The 1,082-nt window shown below is 67.2% G+C and carries 1 pseudogene; it reads right to left on the reverse strand.

Annotation, left to right across the window (positions count from 1 at the left end):
* Window positions 1-1,082 (reverse strand): annotated as a pseudogene (locus HX846_RS38270) (hypothetical protein); the annotation flags it as partial.

A 1,082-nucleotide genomic window follows, 5' to 3' on the forward strand; every position in this document is an offset into this window, starting at 1 on the left:
CGGTGGCTCGGCCAGCACCCGGCGCCGTTCGGCCAGGGGTTCGAGGGTTTCCATCAGCCAATGCTTGAGCCCGGCGCCCTGGCCGGGCCGGTAGCCCAGTTCACGTTGCTGCGCTTCGGACAGCGCGCGCAACAGGCATTCATACAGGGTATCCGGCCCATGCAGGCGCTGGCCCTGCTGATCGAACAGTTCGTAGCCCACGTCGTTCTGGCGCACCAGCACCCGGCGCCGGCGGGCATCGGCCGGCCCGGCTTCACAACGCAGCGTACCGCTGACCAGGCGATCGCGGATTTGCAGGTGCAGGTCGCCAAAGCCATCGCTGTAGCGCTTGAGGGTATTGAGCACCAGGCGCTCGGTACCTTCGGTGATCGCCCAGGGCGGGAAGAACCCCGCGTAGGCCTGGACACTGTGCTGGGCGAAGCTCAGTTCCCTGGCCTGATTGAGCAGGCGCAGCGGTACGTGGTGGTCCAGGGTTTGCCGTTCGGCCGGGGTTGTGCCGGCCAGCAGGGTGTCGGCCAGCGGCCGGTCCAGCGGGCTGACCTGCTCGCGCAAACGGCGTCCATGGGGATCGGCGCTGACCTGGCGGGCCTGATGGATGTAGTCGGCGATGTCACCGGTCTGGCGCGCCACCGAGTCCGCCAGTTGATCGCGCAAGGTTTGCACGCGCAGTGCTTGCGGCACGTCGCCGCCCAGCAGGTGCCTGATCGACGGCTCATCGAGAAACTCCAGCACTCGCGCCGGCAACTCGCCGGACATCACCTCGGCCAGGCTCAATTGCAGCGTGTCGGCCGACGATGCCTGCGGGTTGGCGTACTTGTGGGAGTCACCGCTCTTGTCCGAGCGCACGAACACTTCCAATGCCTTGGTTTGGGGCCAGCCCGGCAGCTCGGTGATGGTCTGTTCGAACCAGGCGGACGTCGCATCCAGCGGCAGCGGTGCGCCGGCGCGAATGGTGTGCACGGTCTGTGTGGCAGCGCGCTGGGCTTCATAGCGATTGAGGGTCGCTTCCAGCAGCGGCGGGGTCGGCCGGTTTTGCACGTAAAGGTTGCGCAGCACACCGTCGTCGGCACCGCTGATGCGTT

This window comes from Pseudomonas sp. K5002 (assembly GCF_013386655.1).
In the GTDB taxonomy this organism is placed as follows: Bacteria; Pseudomonadota; Gammaproteobacteria; order Pseudomonadales; family Pseudomonadaceae; genus Aquipseudomonas.